Here is a 23,309-nt window from a genome sequence, read left to right on the forward strand (position 1 = left end):
CACAAAGAATCAGCTTTGCGACGGTTTTGTGTCTTTGAGAAGCATTTTGTACTCCAGGGCGGAAATATTTTGAGGAAATGCTTGCTTGACTCGGCCACGACCCGTCTGGGCATCACGATTGATGCCTTACTTTTTACCGATTTTATATAGTGCACCTGCACTGCGAATGAAGAGAGCACCATCCGCAACCACGGGAGAGGAGGTGATGAGCTCTGGCAGTGTATTGGTACCTGTGAGCTCGAATTTCTCTGGGCTGGCTTTGACGAAGTAGCACTGGCCGGGATCGTTGCAGATGAGGAGCTTGTCACCGAGAGCGATGGGGCTGGGGAGGAAGCGGCCCTGGAGACGGTCTTCCCACAGATCTTTGCCAGTCTTGGCATCCATGGCAGAGAGAATGCCTCCGCGTGTGATCTGGTAATATGTGCCACCGAGTAGGACGGGGCAGGCTTCACTGGCGTTGCGCTTTTCTCGATCAAAGAGCAGATGGCTCTCGGTGATGTCGCCTGTCATTTTAGCGTCGATACGGATGCCGATGGTGTGAGCACGCTCGGCACCCGAATTCAGCAAGAGCACGTCGCCGATGCGATAGGGTGGGATGGCGGCATTGAAGCCGGTGTGGCGCACGGTCCAGAGCTCTTTGCCCGTTTTCACATCATAACCGAAAGCTGCGCGTGATCCGATGGAGACGAGCACCTCCGTGCCGCCGATGTCAAAGACTGCGGGTGTGTGGTAGGCCTTCCGCATGTCGCCATCGCGGGTGGGCTTGCCTTCTTTATCGAGATCACCGTAATCCGTGCTGCGTGGCGTTTTCCAGAGGGTGCTACCAGTGGCCTTATCCAGCGCGGTGACGTACTGTGTATCAATGCCATCAAAAGTGAGCACGAGCATGCCACCATGGATGATGGGTGATGAGCCAGGGCCGCGAAAGTGGCGGGCATTGATGTCGCGGCGCTGCCAGACGGTCTTACCAGTGCTGGGGTCGATCCGTGCAGTGCCGTAGGTGCCGAAGTGCACGTAGAGAGCGTCTGCTTCGAGCACGGGTGATGGGGCCGCGTAGTTATTGAGGGGATTCCCTAGCTCCTCAGGCTGGGCATTTTCAAAGAGTAGGATGTGGTGAACGATCTTTCCGTCATGCCGGTCGATGCCATAGACGTACATTTTCTTTCCGTCCTCGGTGGCAGCGGTGAACCAGATCAAATCCCCACCGATGACTGGTGTGGAGTGCCCCTTCCCCTCCAGCGGCGTGCGCCAGAGGATGTTTTTCCCGCTACTGCCGTCCCATTCGAGGGGGATTTTCGCCGCATCTGCTGCGGGCACGATGCTGTCGCCAGTAGGGCCAAATTTAGTTGGCCAAAATAGCGGAGTCGTGACTGCGCCATGTGCGGCGAGGCTGGAGATCGAGAGGAGAGTGAGGAGTGAGGCGATGCGGCGGATCATGCGGGCCAAATGGACGGCTACGAGCGGTGCAATCTTTCGCCTCATTCTGGATCACCTCGAAGATGAGCTCATGGCGAAACGGTGCGCCGCACTGTCGTGGGTCCCCAATACGCACCTGGTGCACCGCCGCCGACGTAAATGGGCTGCGGATAGTAGTTATACCCTGGAACGGGCATACCTGGATAGACTGGTGCGCCACCGATGGTCTGATAGGCCTCGATGGGTCCATTCACACGCACCATGCCACTCTGGCTGCTGCTGCCAAATGGCCCACTCTGGTTCGACTGATACATGAGGCTGCCAGTCTGACCCGTCGCAGCCTGGCTAGCGGCGAGCTCCTGCGCCTTCCTTTCCTCACGAGCGCGGTGCCGTGCATGGTCTGCGGCTGTGAGCCGGAAACTCGATGCACCACCAGCCGGGCTCGATGAGGAGCAGGAGGGCAAAAGGGCCGCACATAGGCCGAGGAGCAGAAAAAGGCTCGTTTTCATGGGTGCATAGTCACTGGCTGGAGGGTCTTTGTTGAAAAGTAATGCGGTCAAAAGCATCGCGACATCACCACTCGCCCTCGCGGCGGAATTTCGCTTTCACATTGGCGCTGAACTGGGTGATGGAGGCCTCTAGCTGCGTGATGATCTGGTCTGTGCTCTGGCCTGTGGCGCTACGAGCTGCGGGGATCACGGTCTCGCATTCGTTGCTATCCATGAAGCGGGCCGCATCGAGCAGGCGTGGCTGATCCTCCGGCGGGATGACGAGAAAGCCGTGCTTATCGGCATGGATGAGGTCCCCTGGAGAGATTTTGCGCCCAAAGACCTCCACATCGACATTCCAGCGCACCGGATGCACATGGGCATGCCCCACGCAGAGTCGGCGAGCGAGTGCTTTGAAGCCTGCGTTGGTCATTTCATCGACATCGCGGATCGCTCCGTCGGTGATGGTGCCTACGCAGCCGAGAGAGCGGTGGATGTTGCTATTCACCTCACCCCAAAAGGAGCCGATCACGCCGGGTTTATCGAGATCCTGCACAATGACGATTTTAGGACCCGGCACGGAGGCGATGTAGCGGCGGTATTCGTTGCCGGCGTTTGGATTGGCCTCACGATGGGCTTTGTTGGAGGGCTCGATGACCACGGTGACGGCGTAGCCGATCATCGGCCCCATCTGCGGCATAAAATCACGCGTTTCCTCAATGTTGAAGGCATCTGCGCCGGAGTCCCTCTTCGTGATCTGCTCCCAGCCGTTGTAGATGGTGGGGGTATTCCAGCGTTTGAGCTGGAGGAGATCGGAGTGCTTGAGATGTGGCATGAGGAGTGATGGATTAAACGTCGCTAGAGAGGCTTTTGCGCAGAGTCGCGGGTTCGATGGCGCTTTTCTAATGTGATACCCGCATTGCATTTCCTGCCGCCGCGCTAAAATCAGGCCCTCACCATGAGAATCGCGCTTTATCCCGGCAGCTTTGATCCCATCACCAACGGCCACCTCGACGTTATCCAGCGTGCCGCTGGCCTCTTTGACCGACTGATCGTCGCGGTGGCTCGTGATAATGCTAAAAACAGCCTCTTTAGCGTGGAGGAGCGTGTGGGGCTGACTCGTGAGGCTACGGCACACATTCCGCATGTCGAGGTGATGCCCTTTGATGGCTTGCTGGTGAATTTTGCCCGCAAAATGGGTGCCTGCGCTCTGGTGCGTGGTCTGCGTGCCGTTTCGGACTTTGAGTTCGAGTTCCAGCTCGCACTCATGAACCGGAAGCTGGAGCCGAATCTGGAAACCATGTTCCTCATGCCCCGCGAGGAGTTCACCTACATCAGCAGCCGCCTCGTCAAAGAAATCGGTCGCCTAGGTGGTGGTATTGAGCCCTTTGCCCCTGCCAATGTCGTCTCTGCGCTGCGCAGCAAGTATAGCGCTGAGTTAACGCCTTCATGATGGATCTCTTTTTCATGTCTTTCTTCGCCTACTACCTTCACAATCTCCATCCACAGATCATCCGCTTCACGGACACCCTCGGACTGCAATGGTATGGGCTAGCGTATGTGATGGGCTTTTACCTCACCTACCGCGTGATGGTCTTTCTGGCACGACGTGGCCTCTCAGAGATCCCTGAGAAAGATGTGAGCGACTTCATCAGCCTGGTGGCCCTATTCGGCGTGATCCTGGGCGGACGACTCGGCTACATGCTGCTGTATAACTTTGACGGCTTCATCCGTGAGCCGTGGACCTTCTTCATGCTGCAAAATGGTGGCATGGCCAGTCACGGCGGGATCGCTGGAGTGGCGCTTTTTTGCCTCTGGTATGCACGGAAGCACCACATCTCATGGACTGGCATCGGTGACACTTTGGTGTGTGGGGCTCCGCTGGGTGTGTTCCTCGGCAGGATCGCGAATTTCATCAATGGCGAGCTCTTTGGCCGCGTGACGAATGTGCCGTGGGCGATGAAATTCCCCACGGAGCTGTTGCATGAGGATTTCGAGCGTCAGGGCGGTGTGCCGGTTTCGCTGCCCCAGGGCTTGCAGCACAGCCCAGACATCATCGCGTGGTTCGAGCAAAATGGCGGTGGCCGTGCCGAGTTGGAGGCTATTTTGCACCCTCGGCATCCTTCGCAGCTCTATGAGGCGCTGGGGGAGGGATTGCTGCTCTCTGCCGTATTGATCTTCATCCGGGTCAAATGGCCACGGCTGCCACATGGCGTCATCACAGGCCTGTTTTTCCTCCTTTATGCCGCAGCCCGTATCGCACTGGAAAATGTGCGGCAGCCAGATAGCGGCTCAGAGATGATCATGGGCCTCACGAAGGGCCAATTCTTCTCCACATTCATGATCGGGATCGGCATCGTCTTTTTGGTCTATGGCTTCCTTTTTGGCAAAAAGCCCGCCGGAGTGCCTCAGATGCCGTAAAGCGCCCGCACGATGCCCTGCACCTTCTCACCGGGTAGTGCACTGGTCTCCATCTGATTCATCACATAGGCAAAAGACACGCCGTTTTCAGGATCAGCGAAGGCTAGGCTCCCCCCTGCCCCTGGGTGCCCAAAGGCACTCTTCGCGGTGCCAAAATGCTGCCGCAGCTTCCGCCCCTGGCCTGGGGACTCAGGATCGAGATCGACCGGGTCATGCATCACTCCAGCGCCAAAAGATATAGGCGTGAGCAGCACGGCATCCTCCTGCTGACTCAGACTGGACATGAACTGCTGAATGATGCCCTCCGACACGATCTGACGCCCCTCCCAGCGACCACCACCTGCCAGCAAGGCATAGAACCGCGCCAGCCCCGCCGCGCTGCCCACTCCACCCATGCTGGCGTAGCCGCGTGCCCACATTTCTGACTGATTGAAGTCACTCACGGCATTCAGACCGAACGGTGACTGAAAGGTGCGCAGCGTCAGCGAGCCGGGAGTGCCAAAAGCACGCAAAAAAGCCTGATCTGCCGCCGCGACGCTGATCTTCCCAGGATAAATCGGCGACACACGCTCCCACTGCTCACGCGGCAGCCCGATCCAGAAATCCAGCCCCAGCGCCTCACCGATCGTGTCGTGGAAATACTGCCCCAGCGACTCCGCACCCGTCACACGCCGCACGATTTCATCCATCAAAAAGCCGAACGTGCGAGCGTGATAGCCCTGCCGCGTGCCCGGAGCCCACAGTGGCTGCTGCTGCTCCAGTGCCGCGATGACGGCATCGTAGTCAAAGATCGGCACCCGCTCATCCAGTGCACAAAGGCCCGCCGTATGTGTGAGCAGGTGACGAAACGTAACCCACTCCTTCCCTCCGCCCACAAACTCGGGCCACACCTCCGCCACCTCACTCTCCAGCGGCAAAGCGGCCTCCGCCAGCGCCAGCAGACAGCTGAGCGCGGCCGGCCCTTTCGTCGCAGACCAGACTGGCACCAGGGTCTGCGCTGTCCACTCATGCAAACGAGCGCGGTCAGTATGCCCACGAGCGAGCGAGAGCACCTCACGCCCCTTTTCCCACACACAGACAGAGGCCCCCAGATCACCACGCGTGCGGAAATTCTCGTCAAACCACGCCGTGGCCGCCTGGAGCCGCTCAGAGGTCAGCATCGGGGCACTCATGCAGTTTGCGGTTTTACCACTGCACCTGCGTGGAGCCACTCACGCAATCCGGCGAGATCAGGATCACGCCGAGCGTGCTTCCGCAGGCTCGCATCCATCTCAAACGACAGGCGTAGATAATGCAGCGCCTGCTCCGTGTGCCCCAGCTTCGCGTGGTAGCAGCCCATGTTGTAATAATAGACAGGCTTCTTGCGCAGCTCTGCCGGACCACGAGAAAGAAAATCCAGCGCCTCCATGGTACGATCCATCTCATGCAGGCAAAACGCCGCGTGGATAAAGCCCCCCGGCTCCGAGGGCTCGATCTCACACAGCCGTGCCGCCAGAGCAAAGGCCTCCTCCCAGCGCCGCTCCCCCATCAGGCATAGCAGGGTGATCTCGATCACATCCACACGCCCATGGGCCGCTATGGGCAGTGATACCAGCACCTCCCGTGCCTCCTCGTGGAGTCCCAGTTCGACATAGCCCTGTGCGGCTGCGATACGGCGATTCAGATCATTCATAAAAGGTAGGAGCGTGGAAACTCCCAGAGTACCCGCTCAAGTGCTGATAGAAACAAATCTCCCTCTAGCAAACAAGAGATTTCAGAAGTCTGTCTTCTGCGTCTGCCCTCAGACTGAATGATCAGGCCTTTATCGTGCTCGGTGGAGCGGCCTATCCTCCATTCCCACATACCGCAAAGGCACAAAACCCTGCGCCAAAAGCGGTGCTAGCCCCATCACCTGCCGCACCACACGCCAGTGTGGTGGACTACCGGTATGATAAGCATAAAAACTGGTCTGTGAGGCATCCACCCAGCCGCCAAAGAGGATGCAGTGTGCATTCACTGTATTGAGCACATCACCAGGGCGTAGCTGCTGCGCTGGGATGACACGGCAGATACCTGGCAGCTCCCGCGTGGAGTAGGAGCGCGGGAGCTGCCAACAGCGGGAGATAAAGCCCGAGCAGTCGATCCCGCAGGCATGGCGACTCACGGCGGCATCGAGCAGACGCCTTTTCTCCGCCGTATAGACATCCCCCGCGGCCAAACCAGCACGCACTCCGGTATCGAACTCCGCTGGGGTGCAGAAGCCACCCCATTGATACGGGATGCCCAGCGCCGCGTGCCCCGGCGTCCAGTAGCCCGGACAAAAGCTGCCCGGACGATAGCCCGTGTCCGGCGTATCCACAGAGATGCCGTCTGCATCACGGGTATGTCTTACATTCGCAGTGGTGGGCATCCACACATGCGTGCGATAGGCCTCTGCCACGGCCATGCAGCTCTGTGGTGTCAGGCCTTGATTCGCCAGTGGTGGCCGCGTGCCACATGCAGTGAGAAATGCCCCCAGCAGGCACGAGGAGCTGAATAGACCTAGTTTGCGGAGCACTTGCGGGATGGAAGACGGCATACAAAGCCCTTTACGAGCAGATACTCCGCCACATAGCAATAGACATGCGTATCGGCATCACCGGAGCCACGGGCTTCCTCGCACGACATTTGCTCCTACACGCTCACCAGCATGAGCGTGTGGCCTACAGCCGCTCCGCGCAGCCATGGCCAGTACTTTTGGCAGATGAGATCCTGCGCGTGCCTGCGGATGCGCCGCATGCAGTGCCAGAGACACGGCTGGATGCGCTCGTGCATCTAGCAGGCGAGTCCCTGATGGGTTTTTGGACGCAGTCGAAAAAACAGCGCATCTGGAAAAGCCGTGTCGATCTCACCGCCTCGCTCATCGCGCAGCTCCGCAGCTGGAGAGCAGAAAATCGCCCCCGCGTGCTCATTTGCGCCTCTGGAGCCGGTTTTTACGGGAATCGCGGAGAAGAGAGCCTCGATGAATACGCAGCGGCGGGAGAGGGCTTTTTGGCCAAACTCTGCGTGGCGTGGGAAAATGCCGCCCAGGAGGCCGCTGCACTCGGAATCCGTGTCATCACACTGCGCACCGGCATGGTGCTAGGTGAGGATGGCGGGGCATTTCCGCTGCTGAGGCGTGTATTTCGCCTCGGGCTCGGAGGACGACTAGGCAGCGGGCAGCAGTGGATGCCGTGGATTCATGTCGAAGATGCTGCGAGGCTCATTTTGCATGCCCTGGACACGCAGAGCATGCATGGCCCGCTGAATCTAGTCGCCCCGCAGGCGGTGACGAATGCCGTTTTCACTCAAACGCTCGCTACCGTGCTGCACCGGCCCGCCTTCTGCCATGTGCCCGCAGCCGTGCTACGGGGGGCACTACCCGGTATGGCGGAAGAAATGCTACTGCCGAGCACGCGAGTCCTTCCTCGCATCGCGACGGAATCCGGCTACACTTTCGCTCATCCGCAGCTCCAGGGTGCTCTGACATCCCTGTGGCAATCAGGAACCTAAATAACAGGCATTATCCATCATGGCCTCCCAACAGACCACCATCGGCATCATTTACGACTATGATCAGACATTGAGCCCGACGTACATGCAGGACGAGACACTCTTCCCGCACTTCGGCATCAATCCCGCGCAGTTCTGGAAGCGCAGTCGCGAACTCGTCGATCAAGAAGGCTACGACGGCGAGCTCGCCTACCTCAAGTGCATGCTCGACTACCTCGACATGGACCGCCCCACCAATGAAGACCTGCGCCAGCTCGGTGCCAAGCTGCGCTTCTACAAAGGCGTGCCGGAAATCTTTTCGGAGATCAACAACATCCTCAATGACCAACACCGTCTCCTCGGCGTGAAGATCGAGCATTACATCGTCTCCAGCGGACTGAAGGCCCTCCTCGATGGCTCCGCCCTCGCTCCGCATATCAAGCGCATCTTTGGCTGCGAATTCGGAGAGGATAAAAATGGCCGCATCACATTCCCCAAGCGGGTCATCAGCCACACCACCAAGACGCAATACATCTTCCGCATCAATAAAGGCATGCTCGAGCCGCATGAAGACGTGAACGACCACATGGCCCCTGAGCTGCGGCCCATTCCCTTTCAGCACATGATCTACGTCGGTGACGGCCCCACGGACGTGCCGTGCTTTACATTGATGAAGCGCTACGGCGGCCACGCCATCGCCGTGTACAATCCCGATGAGTCCTCCCGCGCCAGTTTCCGCAAATGCTTCCAGCTCACCGGCTTAGCTGACCGCGTGAAGCACATCGCTCCGGCGGACTACCGCCCCGGCAGCCACCTGCGCCTCCTGCTAGAGGAAATGGTCCGCGAAATCGCCGACACCATCCTCCGCAAAAAGAAGCAAGAAATCGAAGACGGCACCATCGCAGCACCGCACTTCTAAGAGTCGAACATGCCTCTGCATCGACGCGAAAAGGCTCTTTTAGGCGCATTGCCCCCCCCTATTGGCCTCATCATGGAGACGTATGCCGCCGCGCCCATTCTTCGAGCAGGTAGAGCATCCAAACAGGCTGGCTGAGGTGCCAGATCTGCTTCGAATCGTTTTGATTGGCAAAATAGCCACTACAAAGCGCCTCGACACGGGCGGGATCGAGCAAACCACGCTCACGACAGGCCTGGGAGTGCAATGTATCGAGAATGCGCTCACGCCATTTCGGCAGGCGCATCCATTTCATGAGCGGGAGCGTGAAGGTCTTCTTGGCCTTGTCCTCGTAAATCCAAGGAGGCAGCATCTCGCGGAAGGCCTCGCGCAGGATGCGTTTGCCACCGCTGGCATTGAGCTTGGCCTCAGGAGCCACTCGACCCGCGAGGGAGAAAATCTCGGTATCCACCAAGGGCACACGCAGTTCCAGACTGTGTGCCATGCTGGTCCAGTCATTGTCACGGAGGAGCATGTTCGCTAGGTAGGTCTGCGTCTCACGCAGGAGCAGCTCATCCAGCCAATGCGCAGACTCGATGCGCAAATCCGGCGCGATCACCGGTGGGATGATGGTGCGTGCATGGGCCTGTTGATGCGCCACATCGGCACCAGCTCCGCCAAAGGCATAAAAAGCAGCCTTCCATGCCTTGTGACCACGCAGGACAGCGGGCAGCGCCTTGTCCAATCCGCGTGCAAGGCCGCCTGCAAAGCGAAACGGCGACTTCTGCGCCAATGCGATGAGACGGTGGTAATTGTAACCGGCCCACCACTCATCCGCCCCGAGGCCGCTGAGTGCGACTTTCACATCCTGGGCGGCGACGCCACAGACCAGCCAGGTATTGAGCGCATCGCCAGTGGGCTGATCCATCGCATCAAAATAGGCATCGAGCTTCTGCTCCAGGGAGTCTGCGGTGAGGCGCTCGCGAGTGAATTCGCAGCCGAAAAACTCCGCACTTCGTCTTGCCGCATCCGATTCATCCGGCACACCAACATTTTCTTCGTAACCGATCGAGAAGGCTTTGATACTCCCCTGCCCTGCGGCTCGCATGCACGCCACCATCATAGTGGAATCCAGCCCCCCACTCAAAAAAACGCCCACCGGCACATCTGCGACGAGATGCGTGCGCACACTCTCGATCACAGCATCACGCACCTCTTCTTTAGCGATAGCTTTGCCACCACGCGGGGCCCACTCTGGCGTAAACCAGCGCTGCACCTCCATGCGCCCATTTTTCCAGCGCAGTAAGTGACCAGGCGGCAGACAACGAATGCCCGCAAACATCGTCTCCGGTGCCTGCACGGCTCCCCAGCGGAAAAAATCAGCGAGGGCACTCGGATTGATCGCGCTATCACCGCTGATACGCTGCACGGCGCGGAGCTCTGAGCCGTAAATGAGGCCGTCGTCACTCGCCACGCGGTAGTACAGCGGTTTGATCCCAAAATGATCGCGTGCGATGACGAGTGAGCCATCTGCCGCATCTCGCCAAGCGATGGCGAACATGCCACGCAACCGTGGCAGCACGCTGTCGATGCCGTAGCGCTCAATGAGAGCCCCCAGGACCGCCGTATCCCCCGTGGAGCCAAGCTGCGCATCGCCTAGAGTGGCTCGCAGCTCACGAAAGTTGTAGATTTCACCGTTAAAGGTGAGCGTGTAGCGCCCAGCTCCGAAGCGCATGGGCTGGCGACCATGATCGCTCAGATCCAGAATGGACAGCCGCCGGAAGCCCATCCACCAGCCGTCTCCCAGAGACTCAGAGCCATCATCCGGCCCACGATGCGTGATGCGTGCGAGGGCACTCGACTGGAGGCCACGCTCCTCCACGCTCCAGGGAGCGGTGGAGGGACGGAACCAGCCAAGAAAGCCGCACATGGGAGGAAGTGGTGTGAGGATTTAGCTCGCTAAAGCCGCAGTCACTCGGGCTGTTTGGTGATGAAAACTCGATGCCATCGACCAGAGCCTTCCAGCTCGCGTCGATGATATTTTGACTGACGCCGACTGTGCTCCAGGTGGCATTACCATCGGTGCTGGCGATGAGCACGCGGGTCTTGGCCGCAGTGCCGCTGCCACTGTCGATGATACGCACTTTGTAATCGACGAGGCGCATGACCTCGATGGCCGGATACGCGGCGATGAGGGCTTTTCGCAAGGCTTTGTCCAGAGCGTTCACGGGACCGTCGCCTTCATCCACGGTATAAACATGCTGTCCACCGATGTCGATCTTCACCGTGGCCTCACAGCTCTCAAAACCATCCAATCCACCGCGATGACGGTGCGTGGAGTGGTATTCGATGAGCTGGAAGCTGGGCTTGAAAAGCCCGAGCTGCCTACGGATGAGCATCTCAAAGGAAGCCTCAGCCGCCTCGAATTCGCAGCCTTCACTTTCGAGGCGTTTTACCTCCGAAAGAATTTTTTGCACCTCAGGAGCACCTTTGGCGAACTTGAAGCCCATGTTCTCCGCCTTGATAAGCACGTTCGACTGACCGGACATATCAGAGATGGTGATGATGCGCTCATTGCCGACCAGGGCTGGATCGACGTGCTCGTAAGTGCGGGCAAGCTTCTGCACTGCATGCACATGCAGACCACCTTTATGCGTAAAGGCGGCAGGACCGACATAGGGAGCACGGATATCATGCGGCACATTGGCCAGCTCATCGACAAAGTGGGATAGCTCCCGCAGACGTGTGAGGTCGATACCGAGTGGGATACCCATCTTGATCTGGAGATTCGGCATCACCGTGACGAGGTTGCAGTTCCCCACACGCTCACCATAGCCATTGATGGTGCCCTGGACTTGGCAAGCACCCGCACGGACGGCCGCGAGCGCATTGGCCACTCCGACGCCACCGTCATTATGCGTGTGAATGCCCACTGGCTTGCCCAGATGAGCGATAGCTTTGCGGGTGACTTCTTCGATGAACTCCGGCAGTGCGCCACCATTCGTCTCACAGAGCACAATGAGATCAGCACCGGCATCTGAGGCGGTTTTGATCGTTTTCAGCGAGTATTCAGGGTCTTCACGGAAACTATCGAAGAAGTGCTCCGCATCATAGAGCACCTCGCGCCCATGTTTTTTCAAATGAGCAACCGTATCCGCGATCATCGCCAGGTTTTCTTCCAAAGTAACCTGGAAGACCTCCGTGACGTGCAGGGGCCAAGTTTTGCCGACAATGGTCACGGCTGGAGTTTTGGCATCGAGGAGCATTTTGACCTGCGGATCGTCCTCGACCTTCATTTTACCACGGCGGGTCATACCAAAGGCCGTGATGCGAGCCTTTTTCCAGGTGCGCTTGGCGGCCTCCTCGAAGAAAGCTGCATCCTTGGGGTTCGAGCCCGGCCAGCCGCCCTCGATGTAGTGAACGCCGAAGTCGTCGAGCTTTTCTGCGACGCGGATTTTATCGAGGGTACTGAAGGAGATGCCGGTGCCCTGGGTGCCGTCACGCAGGGTGGTGTCATAGATAGTTACGAGGGACATGTGGATGAAAAATGGGGACAGTTTGCCGAAAGCCTAAAGTGGGCGACGCGGGCGGTGCGGCTGCGCATCGGCAGGACGGCCTCACCAGACCAAAAAATGCGAACCGGACCCCGCTGCCGCGTCACGCGCAGTGGAGTCCTCGACTAATTCGGATGGTCTGGTAATGGAAGGCGGTGTGAGCCATGGAAAACGGCCTAGAATCTATCCGAGCCGCCTGCTGAAGGCAAAGAGATTCTAGGAGTCGCTGAAGGATGGAGACCGAACTAGAGGTCAAGAGCAGTCAAGTGGGCTCACACACTGCCTACAGCTAGGGATTGGCTAATCTGCCAGATCCAGCATCCAGGTCACGCAAAGCCATCAAATCACAGTCGGCACCGCGAATCCTCCGAGCGCCGTTCATTCGCGACGGCCCAAACATATCCCGATTTTTCGTGAAAAACACGTCCACAAACGCCCGCGACCCAATCACAGCCCCCTCCGAGAAATGCCGCACCCTCGTGCGCACCAACTCACTCAACGATAGCTTCCCTCGCGCCTCCAAAACCTCCTCGGCCTTCTCGCGCTTCACCCCACGCCGCGCCACAGCCTTCCCTTCCCTCGTTTTCACCTCCCGCCCAATCGAAAACAACATCTGCCGATACCCCTCCCGCGCTCCACTCTTCACCCAATCCGTCTCCGCAGCATCTCGCCCAGTCACACGACATATCCCCCGCTGGCACTCCCTATTCCCACCCAGCGCCTCCGCATACCCACACCACCTGTAATTCTTCGGATCACCCACCAGCCCACCTCTCACAGAATTGAGATCAATATACGCTAAGCCTTCGAGTAAACCTCCGTTCCACTTTCGACGAACTCCTTCGACTTTTCCGCCATCCCACGCTGAAGCGCCGCCTCCTCAGAGCCTATCCGGCAAAAAGTTGTAGCCAGTAAAAGCTGAAAGTGGAAGTTGGGCGATGCCAGCCAAGCCCTATCAACCAGCCGGTTACGATTCTGATCTCAGCGATGCGGAATGGGAACTCATCAAGCCTATCATCTACCCGGCTGGCGCGAAGCGTTGTCGAGGCAGGCTGCGAGCTCCCGACTCCGCCCGAATCTGTCTGGACACCATCCGCTATGTGCTCAAAACGGGCTCTCAGTGGTCGATGATCCCCAAGAACCTCGCGCCCCGCAGCACCGCTCACGACGCCTTGAGTAAATGGACCGAGCAGGGCTTGTGGCCCAAGCTCAACGACGCCCTGCGCACCCAGACACGCCTGATGCTAAAAAAACGCCATGCCCAGCGCCGCTGTCATCGACAGCCAAAGCGTCAAAGGCGGGCAGCTACCGGCTGTGAGCTGCGGTTACGACGCGGGCAAGAAGATCAAGGGACGCAAGCGCCACGCGCTCACCGACACCAACGGCCTGCTGCTGGGCGTGGTGGTCACGCCCGCCGACGTGCAAGATCGTGACGGCGCAAAGCTGCTGTTGTGCATGTTTTGCCATGGCTTCCTGAGCCTGCTGATGATCTTTGCCGATGGTGGCTATGCCGGGAAGCTGGAGACCTTCGTGCAGAGCATGGGACAACTCTTCGGTCACGGAGCGAGTTTTGCCTTGGGGATCATCAAGAAGCTCGAAGACCAGAAGGGCTTCGTGGTGCTGCCGCGCCGCTGGGTCATCGAGCGCAGCTTTGGCTGGCTGGTGAAGCAACGCCGACTCACACGGGATCACGAGAAGAACCCGCGCCATCACGAAGCCTTTGTTTACCTCGCCTTCATCGGCATCATGGCCAGACGCCTCACCTCGTTACAACCTGTCGAACCTTTTGCCGGATAGACTCTCAGAGATGGCTTGTTCGGCGGCGTATTGGCGGACGTCTTCGGTGATGTTCATGGATGAGCTTTCGGTTGGGGGCTGTGAGTTGGCAAGCGGAGGCTTATCAGGGGCGGCGGCACTTTCTTCGTCGGGTTTCTGCTGGAGCGGTTCTTTGGAGGGGCTGCAGAGCTGATGACGGGGAGAATAGGTCGGATAGGGCTGAGGGGACTTATTGGCCGGGGAGGCGGTGGGGGGAAAGAATAGGACGGATGGGGCCTAGAGGCAATGCCGCTAAGCAAAGGGTCGATGATGAGATCGTCGCTGGCTTGGAGAGAAGAGGTCGAGAGCAGGCGTGGCCATTTGCTCACGGGCTGTCGCACCTTGCGCTGGCAACTACGTCTTCGTCGCGCTGGCAACGCGGCTTGGGCGATTGCTCTCGCACTCGGCGCACCAGCACTCCTTGTGCCGCCTCGTCCATGAGGCCCTGCGCTGCCTCCAGCACCAGTAGCAGCGCTACGGTGTGCTCCAAACAGTGGCTCATGCTGATGCGCAGCGCTCCTGCCTGCCGGACTTCTTCATCCTCACTGCTCTGTGCGCAGGCTAGTCGCTCCTCAGCCACCAGTGAGCTGGCGATGAGGAGCGCGGCGAGTTCTTGCTGTGCTGTCTCGGTGCGTTGTGCGCTGAGCAAATGCCCTCCGTGAAGCACGAGCTTGAGTTCTTTGTAAAAGACTTCCTGTTCCCAGCGCTTCGCATACAACGCCAACAACTCACGCGCACTGCCCTGCTGCACGCTCAGGCTCGTCCACAGCCGCACCTTCACCCACTCTCCAGCGGCGTTGCGCACTCGCCCCACGATCTCGCGCACTGGCAACTCGCTCTGGCGCATCGGCGGATGTTTGCGCGGGCGGCCTCGCGCTTTGTTCGCCTCGGGTGTCTGCTTCTCGTCAGCTTTGGACGGAGCTGTTGTTGACGAGTCTGCGCATGGGCTCTCACGCTCGCGCAGACTCACCACCACCTCCGCACTGCCATCGGCATGCACGCTTTGCACTCGCACGGAGAGCTTTTGCCGCACTCGGACCAAAAAGTGACTCTGCGTGCGCTGCGAATGTTTTTGCAGTTCTTTGAGCATCGGAGCCTGCCCGTAATAGCGGTCGGCGATGAGCAGGCTGCGAGTGGTAGCGCGGCGAGCAACGGATCGGCCAGCGATTTCTCATTGAGCGCACCCAGTGACATCGATACGGCCAGCGGTGCATGGGTGCCGAGGCTCGACCAGCGTGCTCATGGAGAGCTTGGCAAAGGCTGCCTGCGCACGACGACTGCGGCTTTTGGGCACTTGGGCGTTGATCTGCACGGTGTTAAGCAGGTTCCACTGCCCACCGTCGATGCCGACCAAGCGCAGCCCGGCGAAAAAACACGCTGGATGCCGCTGCTCACAGGCTAGCGGCACCAGGGAGTGGCGCATGCAGGCATCGAAAGCTTGGGTGGATATCTTCAAACGACGCTGGCTTAGCGCCGCGGAGCCTGATGCGCACAGCAAAATAACGACCGATGATCTGCTGTAGGCTGCCGCAAGCGTGCAGACTTTGGGCGACCATGCCGGCGATGAGTTGCCAACCGAGAAGTTTGCGTCGCGGCCCTTGGTGCGTTGGCTCTGCCCGCAGTTCCTCGGGCAACTGCTCGACGCCGAGTTTTTTGCGGATGCGTGCAGAGAGATGATGTTCGTATCGCGGTGGGCTGGATGGCTTTACCATCTACCGCTAGTTGACTCAGCTACTCAGTTGTACAGCACTCTTTTCGCCCCTCTTCGCTTTTTTGCTTAGCGGCATTGGGCCTAGAGGGCCAAAGGCGAGGTCGATGGGAGGGATTAGTCTTGGCGGCGGTTGGGGGGCTTGCGGGTGGTGGTGGTGCTGTTGCCGGGTGGGCTGGGTGGTGAAGCGGAGGGTGGTGTCGAGCGCTGGGGCGGGCGGGATGGCTGCTTTTTCCGCTACTCCAGGCGGGCCTGGGTCATGCGCTCGCGGATGCCGCCTTTTTTGACGAAGTCTTTTTCCAAACGGCGGCGCTGCTGATCGAGGAGGTAGTTGGCCTGATGGATGAGGCAGATGGCGATGTTGGCGAGGACCTCCGGTGGTCGGGTGTCCATGAAGGTCCGGTAGGTCTCGTAGCTCTCGTCGGGGGTGCGGCCGAGTTTGCGGACGTAGAGGGCTTCTTTGCTGTTTTTGTCCCACTTGGCGTGGTCGCGGACGCGGAGGTAGTCCTCGTAGTCGAGGAGGAGTTCCTCCAGGCTGGCACGGGCGACGTTGACGAGCTTCAGCTCCATCTCGGCGGAGGTGATGGAGGCTTTGCAGCCTTCACCGATGTTTTGTTTCCCGGATCGGGCAGACTGCACCATCTGGTCGATGGTGCGGTCGCCTTTCTTGAGGAAGCGCTCGCAGAAGCGGAAGGTGAAGTCGAAGACGGTCTCGGACTTGCGGAAGGAGAGGAGTTCTCGGTAGTTGCCGCCCTGGGGAAGAAAGCCTTCTGGTTCTGGGGAATCAGGGGGCATGGCGGGGGCTTCTTGGGATAGGACTTATGGGGCCTATATGGCCTATTTTGCGGAGGTATAGACTTCGGCACCGCTTTGGACGAATTCACGGGACTTCTCCGCCATGCCTTTGGCGAGGGCTTCTTCCTCGGAGATGGCTTGTTCGGCGGCGTATTTGCGGACGTCTTCGGTGATCTTCATGGAGCAGAAGTGGGGGCCGCACATGGAGCAGAAGTGGGCGGATTTGGCTCCGTCTTGGGGGAGGGTTTCGTCGTGGTATTCGCGGGCGGTGACGGGGTCGAGGCTGAGATTGAACTGGTCTTCCCAGCGGAACTCGAAGCGGGCTTTGCTGAGGGCGTTGTCGCGGTATTGGGCGCCGGGGTGGCCTTTGGCGAGGTCGGCGGCGTGGGCGGCGAGTTTGTAGGTGATGACGCCGGCTTTGACGTCTTCTTTGTTGGGGAGGCCGAGGTGTTCCTTGGGGGTGACGTAGCAGAGCATGGCGCAGCCATACCAGCCGATCATGGCGGCGCCGATGCCGCTGGTGATGTGGTCGTAGCCGGGGGCGATGTCGGTGGTGAGGGGCCCGAGGGTGTAGAAGGGGGCCTCGTGACACCATTCAAGTTGTTTGGCCATGTTTTCCTCGATCATGTGCATGGGGACGTGGCCGGGGCCTTCGTTCATGACCTGGACGCCTTTGGCCCAGGCGCGTTTGGTGAGCTCGCCCTGGACTTCGAGTTCGCCGAACTGGGCTTTGTCATTGGCGTCGGCGATGGAGCCGGGGCGGAGGCCGTCGCCGATGGAGAAGGAGACGTCGTAGGCGGCCATGATGTCGCAGATGTCGTCCCAGTGGGTGTAGAGGAAGTTTTCTTTGTGATGGGCGAGGCACCACTTGGCCATGATGCTGCCGCCGCGGCTCACGATGCCGGTCATGCGGGAGGCGGTCATGGGGACGAAGCGGAGGAGGACGCCGGCGTGGATGGTGAAGTAATCGACGCCCTGCTCGGCCTGCTCGATGAGGGTGTCGCGGAAGAGTTCCCAGGTGAGGTCTTCGGCTTTGCCGTTCACTTTTTCGAGCGCCTGATAGATGGGCACGGTGCCGATGGGCACGGGCGAGTTGCGCAGGATCCATTCACGGGTGGCGTGGATGTTCTTGCCGGTGGAGAGGTCCATGACGGTGTCCGCGCCCCACTTGGTGGCCCAGCGCATTTTCTCCACCTCTTCCTCGATGCTGGAGGCGACGGCGCTGTTGCCGATGTTGGCGTTGATTTTGACGAGGAAATTCCGGCCGATGATCATCGGCTCGAGTTCCGGGTGATTGATGTTCGCGGGGATGATGGCGCGGCCGGCGGCGACTTCATCTCTCACGAAGGCTGGCGTGATTTCTTTGGGAATCCTTTGGGGAAAGCGGCGGAAGATGGATGGGACGTATAGGTCGGATGGGGCCGATTGGGCCGAGCCGACGTGCTGTTTGTCGAGGTCGTTGCGGACGATGTCGTTCGCCATGTCCGCGATCTGCGCCCGCTTCATGTTCTCGCGGATGGCGATGAACTCCATCTCAGGGGTGATGATGCCGGCTTTGGCGTAGGCGAGCTGCGTCACCACTTTGCCGGGTTTCGCCTTCAAAGGCTGGCGCTGGGCGTTGATAGGGGCCTTCAGGGGGCTGAGGAGGCCTTCGCGCTTGGCGGCGGCGTATTCGGCGTGGTTGGCGGTGAGGTAGCCGTTGTCGCGGGGCTCGATGGCGCGGCCTTCGTAGGCTTCGGTGTCGTTGCGGGCTTCGATCCAGGCTTTGCGGAGGGCGGGCAGGCCGGTTTCAACAGTGCCTTTGTAGTTCGGATCGCCCCAGGGGCCGGAGCAGTCATAGACGCGGACGGGTTCATTGGACTCGATGCGGCCGTTGAAGGCTTTCGTGGGGCTGAGCGTGATCTCACGCATGGGGACGCGGACGTCCTTATGGATGTGGCCTTCGACCCAGACGCGGGTGGAGGCGGGGAGCTGCTCGGAGGAATGGGGTTCGAAGGAGGTTTTGGGGTCGGCGATCATGGGGGGGAAAGTTCTGGGTTCCTGGTTCTGAGTTCTTCGTTGGGGCGGCCTGTGGCCGGAACTGAGATAGACCTCCGAGCGAGCTCCCTTCGGCGGCATGACCCGCAATCAGGTTCGGAGGGTTCTGGATGGCAAAATCCAGTCTCAGCCCCTGCGGTGGGACGCCCCTGTCGTATGGTGCCGATAGTCGGGGCGGCAGGGCATTCGTCAAAGGCAATTTGGTGCTCTCATACTCCACGCCAGCGCTGGATCATCTGGGGCAGAGCGCGGGGGCGAGTGAGTGCGACATAGATTCCGGCGATGGCGGCACAGACGGAGCAAAACCAAAAGACATGCCCTGGCGACCAGCCGAGACCTGTGGTGAGCTCTTTTTGCAGGACGGATGCACCGGCGATGCCGACCCAAGCGAGCCAGCCTGCGGCACCCTGCACGCTGCCTTTGCGCTCAGCGGGTGGGCGGTGCTGGAGCACAGCAGCCACGGGCACGATGAAAAGGCCGCCACCCAGCCCCAGTAGGGCCAAAGCGACGCTGAAGGCCATATTGCTGACGCCAGGCATGCCTAGCACCACTCCCATGGCGGCCATGAGGCCCGCGCCGATGGGGATGAGGCCGTATTCGACGTGATCACCGCTGAGTTTTCCAGCCAGGGCACTGCCTACGCCCATGCCGATGGCGAGGGCGACCTGGAGTGTGCTATTCTGCATGGAATCGAGCTTTAGCACCTGCTCCGCGTAGAGTACGATGTTCATCTGCAAGAGTGCTGCGATGAAGAAAAAGCCCGTATTGCCCAGATTCGCCCGCCAGAGGTCACGATCGCCCTTCATCCAGGAGAATTCCCGCCACAGCTCGCCGAGGAAATTGAGATTGAGCGGCTTCTGCGGTGCCGCAGCAGGCACGGCGGTGATGCCTAGACTCGCGAACCAGCCCAGAATCGCCAGTCCGAGCAAAATCACACCGACCCAGACAGGAGATGCCGCGAAGTGCGATGCCATCCATGCGGCGGCCAGTGTGCCAAAGATCGTGGCGAGGAAGGTGAGCATCTCGATGATGCCATTGGCCCAGGACAGCCGCTCTGCTGGCACCAGCTCGGGCAGCGAGCCGTATTTCGATGCGGCAAAGAAGGCACTATGCACACCCATGAGGCAGATGGAGACCAATTGCAGCCCGATACGGCCGGAGGTCAGTGCGAACATGGCAAAGCCCATGATGAGCAGCTCCATGAGCTTCACCCCGATCATGACGCGGCGTTTGCTAAATCGGTCTGCCATCCAGCCACCGAACATGGAGAGCAGGAGAAAGGGGATCGCGAACCATGTGGCGGAGTCACTCACCAGTGCCTCGAGCTCATTCTTCGGCGGATGACGTGCGATGAGCAGGTAGATGACCACCCAGCGCAGCACGGTATCGGAGAAGGCCCCCTGAAACTGAGTGACCATGAGGCTCCAAAATCCTCGCTGCCAGTTTTTCTGCGTATTCATGAGTGGTCGCTAGTGGGTGTTTCGAGATTCGCTTTGCGCTTCTTCCCGATCATCACCAGCACATAGAACACTGGCGTGAGGAAGAGGCCCAGGAAGGTCACACCGATCATCCCGGCAAACACCGCCGTGCCCATGGCGCGGCGCATTTCCGCCCCTGCTCCCGTGCTCACCACCAGCGGATACACTCCGGCGATGAAGGCGATACTGGTCATCAAAATGGGCCGCAGACGCAGGCGGCAGGATTCCAGCGCGGCCTGAGTGGGGCTGAGGCCGTGATCGTTCTTCTCTTTGGCGAATTCCACGATGAGGATGGCATTTTTGCAGGCGAGCCCGATCAGCACGATGAAGCCGATCTGCGTGAAGATGTTGTTATCCCCGCCCTGCGGCATCACGCCGCTCCGAAGCAGCGCCAACATCTGCTGCCAGCCATTGGCGTGCCCGCCAAAGAACATCACGCCACCCAGCGCAAAGAGCAGGCATAGCGGCACGATCAAAATGATCGCCAGAGGCAGACGTAGGCTCTCATACTGAGCCGCCAGCACCATGAAGACGAGCAGGATGCACAGCGGGTAAATGTAGATGGCGGTATTCCCCGCGATGATCTTTTGGAAGGTCAGATCCGTCCACTCGAACTCAAATCCAGGTGGCAGCATCTCTTTGGCCATGCTGGCGATGAGCTCCTCCCCCTGCCCTGTGCTCATCGGTGGCAGCGCGGTGCCATTGAGATCAGCGGCGAGGTATCCATTGTAGTGTGTCACTCGGGCAGGGCCGTAGCTTTCATTCACTTTCACCAGAGAGCCGATGGGCACCATCTCGCCTGCGGCGTTGCGTGTCTTCAGGCGTGTGATGTCGCTGGGATCATCACGGAATTGCTGCTCTGCCTGGGCCACGACTTGGTAAGTGCGACCAAAGCGGTTGAAGTCGTTCACGTAAAGACTGCCCAAGTTGATTTGCAGCGTCTCATAGAGATTTGCCAGCGGCACCCCCTGCACCTTCGCTTTCTCGCGATCCACATCTGCTTCGAGCTGCGGCACATTGACGGTGTAGCCGGAGTACACGGGCATCAGCTTGCCACTGCCCATCGCAGCACCAGCTAGCATCTGCGTCACTCGGTAAAGCTCTGCGTAGCCATGGTTGCCACGGTCTTCGATCATCATCTTGAAGCCACCCGTGGTGCCGATGCCATTCACGGGCGGTGGATTCAGTACGAGCACCATCGCATCCTGGATGGCCATGAATTGGCCATTGAGAGCCTGGGCGATGGCTTCGCCGCCCAAGTCTGGCGTCTTGCGATCTTTAAAATCCTTCAAGCCGACAAAGACGATTCCGCTATTCGGACTGACGCTAAAGCCATGAATGCTGAGTCCAGGGAAAGCGATGGCGTCCTTCACTCCGGGGTGCTGGAGAGCGATCTCGGACATGCGGCGCATCACGACATCCGTGCGGTCGAGCGAGGAGCCCTCTGGCAACTGCGCAAAGCCGACGAGGTACTGCTTATCCTGCCCAGGCACAAAGCCCTCTGGCACGATTTGAAAGCCCTTCCACGTCGCCCACACGAGCCCGCCGTAAATCATCAGCGCGATGATGCTGAAGCGGATCGCCCGTTTCACGATGCCGACATACAGATTCGACGACCACTCGAAAAAGCGGTTAAAAGGCCGGAAAAACCAGCCAAGCAGCAGGTCCATGAGCTTGGTGAGGATGTCTTTTTTGTCATGGTGGCCTTTCAGCAGCAAAGCGGAGAGCGCAGGCGAAAGGGTGAGTGAATTGAAGGCCGAGATGACCGTGGAGATGGCGATGGTGACGGCGAATTGTTTATAAAACTGTCCGCTGAGGCCGCTGATGAAAGCTGTGGGGATGAAGACGGCGCAGAGCACCAGCGCCGTAGCGATGATGGGCCCCGTGACCTCGCTCATGGCCTGTTTGGTTGCCTCCACGGGCTTCAATCCATTGCGGATGTTGCGCTCGACATTTTCGACCACCACGATGGCATCATCCACCACGATCCCGATGGCCAGCACGAGGCCGAAGAGGCTCAGATTATTGATCGAGAAGCCCAGCGCATGCATCACGGCAAAGGTGCCGATGAGTGACACTGGCACCGCCGCTAGCGGGATGATGGAGGCACGCCAGGTCTGCAAAAACACCACCACCACAAGCACCACGAGCAGGATGGCCTCGATCAGCGTATGAATGACGGCGTCGATGGATTTTTGCACAAAGACCGTGGGGTCGTATGCGATGACAAAATCGACCCCTTCGGGGAATTTCGTCTTCAGCTCTGCCATGCGTGTTCGCACGGCTTGTGACACAGCGAGGGCATTGGAGCCTGGGAGCTGAAACACGCCCATCCCGACAGCTCTTTTATTGTTGATGAGGCTGCGCAGTGCGTACTCGCCACTCCCCAGCTCTGCACGCGCCACATCACGCAGGAGCAGCTTTTCACCGTGTGGGCCGGTTTTGACGATGATGTGCTCGAACTCCTCTTCGGTGATCAATCGGCCTTTTGCGTTCACAGTGAGCTCAAAAGGCGCATTTTTGACCGGTTGCTGGCCGATGGTGCCTGCGGCGACTTGGATATTCTGCTCACGGATGGCATTGACCACATCACCTGCCGTCAGGCCGCGGGCAGAGCATTTATCGGGATCTAGCCAGATACGCATCGCATACTCACCACCGCCGAAAATCTGCACCTGTCCGACACCGGAGAGCCGCGTGAGCTCATCCTTCACATTCAGTGTGGCGTAGTTTCGCAGGTAGATCTCATCATAGCGATCATTCGGTGAAAGCAGATGCACCACGAGCGTCATGTCTGGGGATGACTTCACGGTCGCCACACCAAAGCGCCGCACCTCCTCCGGCAGCTTCGGCAGCACCTGTGAGACACGGTTTTGCACCTGCACCTGAGCTAGGTCGAGATTGGTCCCGATCTTGAATGTCACTGTCATGGTCATCACCCCGTTGGCGGTGGTTTGGGATGACATGAAGAGCATGTTTTCAATGCCATTGACCGCCTGCTCCAGTGGTGAGGCCACGGTTTCAGCGATGGTCTTCGGGTTCGCTCCTGGGTAAGTCGCAGTGACGATCACCGTCGGTGGTGCCACCTCTGGGTACTCGGAAATGGGCAGCTTGAAGAGCGAAATGACCCCCAGGATGAAAATGAGCAGGGAGAGCACTCCCGCGAAAATGGGGCGTGTGATGAAGAAACGAGAAAAGTTCATGTATAGGGGC

At 59.3% G+C, this 23,309-nt stretch carries 20 protein-coding genes and 1 riboswitch; of the genes, 5 read left to right on the plus strand and 15 right to left on the minus strand.

Annotated features, from left to right (window positions below):
- Nucleotides 1-126: 126 nt before the first annotated feature.
- From IPK32_11900 to IPK32_11910, 3 genes are all read right to left on the minus strand, one after another.
- Nucleotides 127-1,482 (minus strand): PQQ-binding-like beta-propeller repeat protein, encoded by a 1,356-nt coding sequence (locus tag IPK32_11900; protein MBK8092653.1) that lies wholly within the window; start codon nucleotides 1,480-1,482, stop codon nucleotides 127-129.
- Between the two features lie 23 nt (nucleotides 1,483-1,505).
- Nucleotides 1,506-1,925 (minus strand): hypothetical protein, encoded by a 420-nt coding sequence (locus tag IPK32_11905; protein ID MBK8092654.1) that lies wholly within the window; start codon nucleotides 1,923-1,925, stop codon nucleotides 1,506-1,508.
- 64 nt (nucleotides 1,926-1,989) lie between these two features.
- Entirely contained in the window at nucleotides 1,990-2,739 is a 750-nt protein-coding gene (locus IPK32_11910; GenBank protein MBK8092655.1) for an RraA family protein, read from the minus strand.
- 123 nt (nucleotides 2,740-2,862) lie between these two features.
- On the opposite strand from IPK32_11910, the gene coaD reads away from it, so the two are divergent.
- On the plus strand, nucleotides 2,863-3,357 hold the full coding sequence (coaD, locus tag IPK32_11915) for a pantetheine-phosphate adenylyltransferase (protein ID MBK8092656.1): 495 nt from the start codon (nucleotides 2,863-2,865) through the stop codon (nucleotides 3,355-3,357).
- Nucleotides 3,358-3,371: 14 nt separating this feature from the next.
- Nucleotides 3,372-4,325 carry a prolipoprotein diacylglyceryl transferase gene (gene lgt / locus IPK32_11920; GenBank protein ID MBK8092657.1) on the plus strand — a complete coding sequence of 318 codons (954 nt, stop codon included), beginning with the start codon at nucleotides 3,372-3,374 and terminating at the stop codon, nucleotides 4,323-4,325.
- Here lgt and IPK32_11925 read toward each other — a convergent pair.
- From IPK32_11925 to IPK32_11935, 3 genes are all read right to left on the minus strand, one after another.
- Nucleotides 4,313-5,497, minus strand: coding sequence for a beta-lactamase family protein (locus IPK32_11925; protein ID MBK8092658.1), 1,185 nt, complete (start codon nucleotides 5,495-5,497; stop codon nucleotides 4,313-4,315). The genes lgt and IPK32_11925 overlap by 13 nt on opposite strands.
- Nucleotides 5,494-5,997 (minus strand): hypothetical protein, encoded by a 504-nt coding sequence (locus tag IPK32_11930; GenBank protein ID MBK8092659.1) that lies wholly within the window; start codon nucleotides 5,995-5,997, stop codon nucleotides 5,494-5,496. Before IPK32_11930 ends, IPK32_11925 begins: the two co-directional genes overlap by 4 nt.
- A gap of 129 nt (nucleotides 5,998-6,126) precedes the next feature.
- Nucleotides 6,127-6,882: a hypothetical protein gene (locus IPK32_11935; protein MBK8092660.1), complete on the minus strand. Its 756-nt coding sequence runs from the start codon at nucleotides 6,880-6,882 to the stop codon at nucleotides 6,127-6,129.
- 44 nt (nucleotides 6,883-6,926) lie between these two features.
- Between IPK32_11935 and IPK32_11940 the strand changes: the two genes are divergently transcribed.
- Both IPK32_11940 and IPK32_11945 read left to right on the plus strand, forming a co-directional pair.
- On the plus strand, nucleotides 6,927-7,835 hold the full coding sequence (locus tag IPK32_11940) for a TIGR01777 family protein (GenBank protein MBK8092661.1): 909 nt from the start codon (nucleotides 6,927-6,929) through the stop codon (nucleotides 7,833-7,835).
- A 19-nt stretch (nucleotides 7,836-7,854) separates the two neighbouring features.
- The gene (locus tag IPK32_11945; GenBank protein MBK8092662.1) at nucleotides 7,855-8,733 is read left to right on the plus strand and encodes a haloacid dehalogenase-like hydrolase; all 879 of its coding nucleotides are present in this window, start codon (nucleotides 7,855-7,857) and stop codon (nucleotides 8,731-8,733) included.
- Between the two features lie 70 nt (nucleotides 8,734-8,803).
- Here IPK32_11945 and asnB read toward each other — a convergent pair whose 3' ends face one another.
- Both asnB and IPK32_11955 read right to left on the minus strand, forming a co-directional pair.
- Complete coding sequence (gene asnB / locus IPK32_11950; protein ID MBK8092663.1) at nucleotides 8,804-10,639, minus strand: asparagine synthase (glutamine-hydrolyzing); 1,836 nt, start codon at nucleotides 10,637-10,639, stop codon at nucleotides 8,804-8,806.
- Nucleotides 10,530-12,245, minus strand: coding sequence for a citramalate synthase (locus tag IPK32_11955; protein ID MBK8092664.1), 1,716 nt, complete (start codon nucleotides 12,243-12,245; stop codon nucleotides 10,530-10,532). Before IPK32_11955 ends, asnB begins: the two co-directional genes overlap by 110 nt.
- Nucleotides 12,246-13,520: 1,275 nt before the next feature.
- On the opposite strand from IPK32_11955, the gene IPK32_11960 reads away from it, so the two are divergent.
- Nucleotides 13,521-14,060, plus strand: a complete 540-nt coding sequence (locus tag IPK32_11960; GenBank protein ID MBK8092665.1) for a transposase — start codon at nucleotides 13,521-13,523, stop codon at nucleotides 14,058-14,060.
- Nucleotides 14,061-14,403: 343 nt separating this feature from the next.
- On the opposite strand, the gene IPK32_11965 is transcribed toward IPK32_11960, so the two are convergent.
- The 7 genes from IPK32_11965 to IPK32_11995 all read right to left on the minus strand — a co-directional run bounded on the left by IPK32_11965 (nucleotide 14,404) and on the right by IPK32_11995 (nucleotide 23,299).
- Complete coding sequence (locus tag IPK32_11965; protein ID MBK8092666.1) at nucleotides 14,404-15,168, minus strand: hypothetical protein; 765 nt, start codon at nucleotides 15,166-15,168, stop codon at nucleotides 14,404-14,406.
- Nucleotides 15,169-15,249: 81 nt separating this feature from the next.
- On the minus strand, nucleotides 15,250-15,501 hold the full coding sequence (locus IPK32_11970; protein MBK8092667.1) for a hypothetical protein: 252 nt from the start codon (nucleotides 15,499-15,501) through the stop codon (nucleotides 15,250-15,252).
- A complete protein-coding gene (locus IPK32_11975) occupies nucleotides 15,470-15,790 on the minus strand; it encodes a hypothetical protein (GenBank protein ID MBK8092668.1) in 321 nt (106 codons plus the stop codon). The genes IPK32_11970 and IPK32_11975 overlap by 32 nt, the downstream gene beginning before the upstream one ends.
- Before the next feature lie 233 nt (nucleotides 15,791-16,023).
- A complete protein-coding gene (locus IPK32_11980; GenBank protein MBK8092669.1) occupies nucleotides 16,024-16,581 on the minus strand; it encodes a four helix bundle protein in 558 nt (185 codons plus the stop codon).
- 42 nt (nucleotides 16,582-16,623) lie between these two features.
- Nucleotides 16,624-18,600 carry a phosphomethylpyrimidine synthase ThiC gene (gene thiC / locus IPK32_11985; GenBank protein ID MBK8092670.1) on the minus strand — a complete coding sequence of 659 codons (1,977 nt, stop codon included), beginning with the start codon at nucleotides 18,598-18,600 and terminating at the stop codon, nucleotides 16,624-16,626.
- Nucleotides 18,601-18,666: 66 nt separating this feature from the next.
- Nucleotides 18,667-18,779: riboswitch (TPP riboswitch) on the minus strand.
- Between the two features lie 48 nt (nucleotides 18,780-18,827).
- Nucleotides 18,828-20,078 (minus strand): MFS transporter, encoded by a 1,251-nt coding sequence (locus IPK32_11990; GenBank protein MBK8092671.1) that lies wholly within the window; start codon nucleotides 20,076-20,078, stop codon nucleotides 18,828-18,830.
- Nucleotides 20,075-23,299 carry a multidrug efflux RND transporter permease subunit gene (locus IPK32_11995; protein ID MBK8092672.1) on the minus strand — a complete coding sequence of 1,075 codons (3,225 nt, stop codon included), beginning with the start codon at nucleotides 23,297-23,299 and terminating at the stop codon, nucleotides 20,075-20,077. The genes IPK32_11990 and IPK32_11995 overlap by 4 nt, the downstream gene beginning before the upstream one ends.
- Nucleotides 23,300-23,309: the final 10 nt, after the last annotated feature.

This window comes from Verrucomicrobiaceae bacterium, from assembly GCA_016713035.1.
Taxonomy (GTDB): domain Bacteria; phylum Verrucomicrobiota; class Verrucomicrobiia; order Verrucomicrobiales; family Verrucomicrobiaceae; genus Prosthecobacter.